The following is a 3215-nucleotide window of genomic DNA, read 5'->3' on the forward strand; positions in this document are numbered from 1 at the left end:
CGGGTCGAGGGCAAGATCACCCGCATCATCGACAACGGCTTTGCCATGAGCGTCGGCGCCACCGCGCGCAAGCGCGACAAGCTGGCGGCGCAGCTGACCTGGCTCGCCAACCGCGACATACTCAACCTGCCGGAAGACCGCCGCCACGACCGCATCGTGCCGCGCAATCCGATTTCCGTGCTCACGCTCGAGGACGGCAGCAAGATGACCTGCCGCGTCATCGACATGTCGCTGTCGGGCGCTGCGATCGCCGCCGAGAACCGGCCGCCGCTGAAATCGCTGGTGTCGCTCGGCAAGGTGCAGGCCCGGGTGGTGCGAAACCTCGAAGAAGGCTTTGCGCTCGAATTCGTCCACGAGCAGCTGGCCGAGACGCTGGAAGATAGCGTCTCCGCCCGGTAAACAGCCGCGCGCGGCGATACTTCATTTTTACGAGCTTTGAAGGCGGACTCCGCGTTGCCGGATGCCGCCTTCGGCCGTTTTGGCGCCCCTTATCCGATCAGCGCAGCCATGGTCCCGCAGCAAGCCCGCGGTTTTATTGGCCTCGACGCAGATGCGTAAAACTTGAATCAATTGCAGTTGTTTCAAATTTTAGTAGAAATTGATTCAAGTATAGATTCAATTATCTAAAGTATTGAGAAGTATTCAATTCAATTGTACTGGCGCAACTTAGCGGCGGCGCAAAACCTTTGTGCAAATGATGGTCCCAACAAGAAACGGGGGCCACAATGGGCATCAGGGGACAGGGGATGGGAGTGGCGCTTGCCGCCGTCCTGTTGGGAATGACAGCGCCGGCGCAAGCCGGAGACGAACGGGTTCTGTATGCGAGCCTTGGCGACCCCACGCGCTCGCCGATCGGTTGGGTCGAATTCTGCGCGGAGAATCCAGTCGATTGCCGCGGCGGCGCGACACAGCCGCGGGATATCGTGATGACGCAGACCGCGTGGAAAGACCTGCTGCGGGTCAACCGCTGGGTCAACGAAACCATCAAGCCGATGACCGACATGGATCATTGGGGCGTGATCGAGAAATGGTCGTTGCCATCAGACGGCTACGGCGACTGCGAGGACTACGTGCTGCTGAAGCGCAAGATGCTGATCGACGCCGGATGGCCGCGCGCGGCGCTGCTGATCACGGTAGTGCGCGACAAGAAAGGCGAAGGCCACGCCGTGCTGACCGTCAAGAGCGACAAGGGCGAATTCATTCTCGACAACCAGAACGAAAGCGTCCTCGCCTGGACCGAGACCGGCTACCGCTTCGTCAAACGTCAGTCGCAGGGCGACCCCAACGTCTGGGTTTCGCTGGGCGATTCCAGACCGGCGGTCGCCACCGCCAGCGCCCGCGAATAGTGAGAACTTAAGAACAACGGAGACCCGCGACCCGGTCACATCCCCACCCCTCCCCGTCCCAGACCGGATCGCGCGCGGCCAGCCTCCCCCAAGGCTGGCCGCAACCTTTTGCCATGGCACCTCCCGGCAGGACGCCGGGATCGCGCTGAGCGGCGTTAATCCTTGCTAACGGCTCTGCGGTAGAATCCCCGAATCAATGGGAGTTCCGCAGATGCTGCGCAGGATAACGCTGGCCGTTTTCGCGGTCGCCGCCGCTGGAATGTCCACCAGCGCCGCCGATCTGCCGGTGCAGAGCCGGCTGGGCGCGGTTTTTGCGGACCCGCCTGCTTACCAAACACCTGTCACCGCTTACGGAGCCTACGCTTATACCACCGTGTACGCGCCCCCGGTGGACATCCCACCGCTGGTCGCCGGCTATTACGGCAAGCCCAATTCCTATTTCTACAGCCCGTATTACGGTGAATCGCAGTACTGGAATTTTACCCGCCTGCCCTATGCCTGCGGCTTTTATGGCTATTGCTGAGGGCGGTCAGGCCCGAACCTAACGACGCACGGCCAGCCCTTCCCGGGGGTGACCGCAACTTTTTTGATCAAATGTGAACTAGTTCACATATGAACCCGCGAGTCCGGTGCAGAATGCAACTTACCGGACGGCGTGAGCCAATTTCAATGTCTGGGGCATGGCTGGGCCGCGTGGCGTCATATTCCGTCCGCGGCCTTGTCCTTTTTGCGGTTCGCCGCCTTCCAAAAATCCCCACAGCCGGGTGATTTGCGCCCGTTCGAATAGCCGCCGCCCTATCCGAACCGATCGCTCTTAGGATGCCGCTGCCGTCGCTCGATCTCCCAGAACGCCCACACCGCCGCCGACAACAGGGAGATCACCACGGCCAGAAACAACCATGTCAAATCCGAAGCGGTGAGGCTGGTCAACATCATCTTGAGACTGCAACCGCCGTACCAAGCTGCGGCGCCGGATGACAGGCGGTGACCTCAGCGGGTCACGCCGAGGCCACCCATTTGCCGCGTCAGATTCAGTTGCAGACCTGGACGCGCCGGATCGCCGGGCCGTACGGGCCCCAAACGCGCTGGCGAACGATGTAGCAACCGCCATAGCCGTAGCCGCCGTAGCCGGCATAGCCATAGCCGCCGCCGTACCCATAGCCGTCGTCGTAATAGCCGGCATAATACGGGTCGTACCCGTAGCCATATCCATAGGGATAGCTAGCGGCATAAGCGCCGGCCAGGCCGAGACCCAGGCCTACACCGATCAATCCCGGCCGCCGCCAGCCGCCATGCCAGCCACCGCCGCGGAATCCGCCGCCGCGGAAACCCGGCGCTGCGAAGCCGCCGCCACGGAAACCAGCGGCGCGGAATCCACCGCCGCCAAAACCGCCGCCGCGGAAGCCCCCGCCGCCAAAGCCGCCGCCATGGAAACCGCCACCGCCGCGGAATCCGCCGCCGCCAAATCCACCACGCGCCGCCGCGTCCGGCGCCGTCGCCAGGCCCACTGCTGCCACCGTCACCGCCGCCAGTAGCGCAAGAACTGTTTTCCGCAACATGACCATCCTCCGTAAAGAGTATCGCACCAGGAGATTATGACTCGTTTTGCAGGCATTTGTTGCGCCTTCAGCGTAAAGTGATGGCGCGGCGGCAAATATTTTTTGTCGTTTCCCGTTCAGCTTCGAGGGAATAATCCTCTCATGGCGACACTATGAATATCTCCGGCGGCGTTCAGCTTCTCCGTTGCAGATGGTGTACGCATGATCCGCACCGGAACAAATTCCGCGCGCTGCAATTGAATGTTGCGCCTGGCATGCGGCTTCACTGTAAGATCGGTTGGTGTTCCGGGGGTTGCACGCCATGCGCAAG

6 protein-coding genes are annotated in these 3215 nt (G+C 61.8%); 3 read left to right on the top strand and 3 right to left on the bottom strand.

The window, feature by feature from the left end; translation table 11 throughout:
* The 3 genes from VGP39_RS03080 to VGP39_RS03090 form a co-directional block, all read left to right on the top strand.
* A partial coding sequence (locus tag VGP39_RS03080; RefSeq protein ID WP_327566636.1) for a PilZ domain-containing protein occupies nt 1–399 on the top strand: 399 nt, incomplete at its 5' end.
* Nucleotides 400–746: 347 nt separating this feature from the next.
* Nucleotides 747–1346, top strand: a complete 600-nt coding sequence (locus VGP39_RS03085) for a transglutaminase-like cysteine peptidase (RefSeq protein WP_414644547.1) — start codon at nt 747–749, stop codon at nt 1344–1346.
* A gap of 211 nt (nt 1347–1557) precedes the next feature.
* Nucleotides 1558–1869 (top strand): hypothetical protein, encoded by a 312-nt coding sequence (locus VGP39_RS03090; protein WP_327566638.1) that lies wholly within the window; start codon nt 1558–1560, stop codon nt 1867–1869.
* A gap of 272 nt (nt 1870–2141) precedes the next feature.
* Here VGP39_RS03090 and VGP39_RS03095 read toward each other — a convergent pair whose 3' ends face one another.
* The 3 genes from VGP39_RS03095 to VGP39_RS03105 all read right to left on the bottom strand — a co-directional run.
* Nucleotides 2142–2282, bottom strand: coding sequence for a hypothetical protein (locus tag VGP39_RS03095; protein ID WP_327566639.1), 141 nt, complete (start codon nt 2280–2282; stop codon nt 2142–2144).
* Between the two features lie 95 nt (nt 2283–2377).
* On the bottom strand, nt 2378–2905 hold the full coding sequence (locus VGP39_RS03100; protein ID WP_327566640.1) for a hypothetical protein: 528 nt from the start codon (nt 2903–2905) through the stop codon (nt 2378–2380).
* A gap of 116 nt (nt 2906–3021) precedes the next feature.
* Nucleotides 3022–3215: hypothetical protein (locus VGP39_RS03105; RefSeq protein WP_327566641.1), on the bottom strand; the 194-nt coding region annotated here is incomplete at its 5' end.

The organism is Bradyrhizobium sp. (assembly GCF_036009065.1).
Taxonomy (GTDB): domain Bacteria; phylum Pseudomonadota; class Alphaproteobacteria; order Rhizobiales; family Xanthobacteraceae; genus Bradyrhizobium.

Bases quoted from the DNA above. Each gene is read 5' to 3' on its own strand.
- VGP39_RS03085 (WP_414644547.1), top strand. From the start codon at position 747: ATGGGAGTGGCGCTTGCCGCCGTCCTGTTGGGAATGACAGCGCCGGCG.
- VGP39_RS03090 (WP_327566638.1), top strand. From the start codon at position 1,558: ATGCTGCGCAGGATAACGCTGGCCGTTTTCGCGGTCGCCGCCGCTGGA.
- VGP39_RS03095 (WP_327566639.1), bottom strand. From the start codon at position 2,282: ATGATGTTGACCAGCCTCACCGCTTCGGATTTGACATGGTTGTTTCTG.
- VGP39_RS03100 (WP_327566640.1), bottom strand. From the start codon at position 2,905: ATGTTGCGGAAAACAGTTCTTGCGCTACTGGCGGCGGTGACGGTGGCA.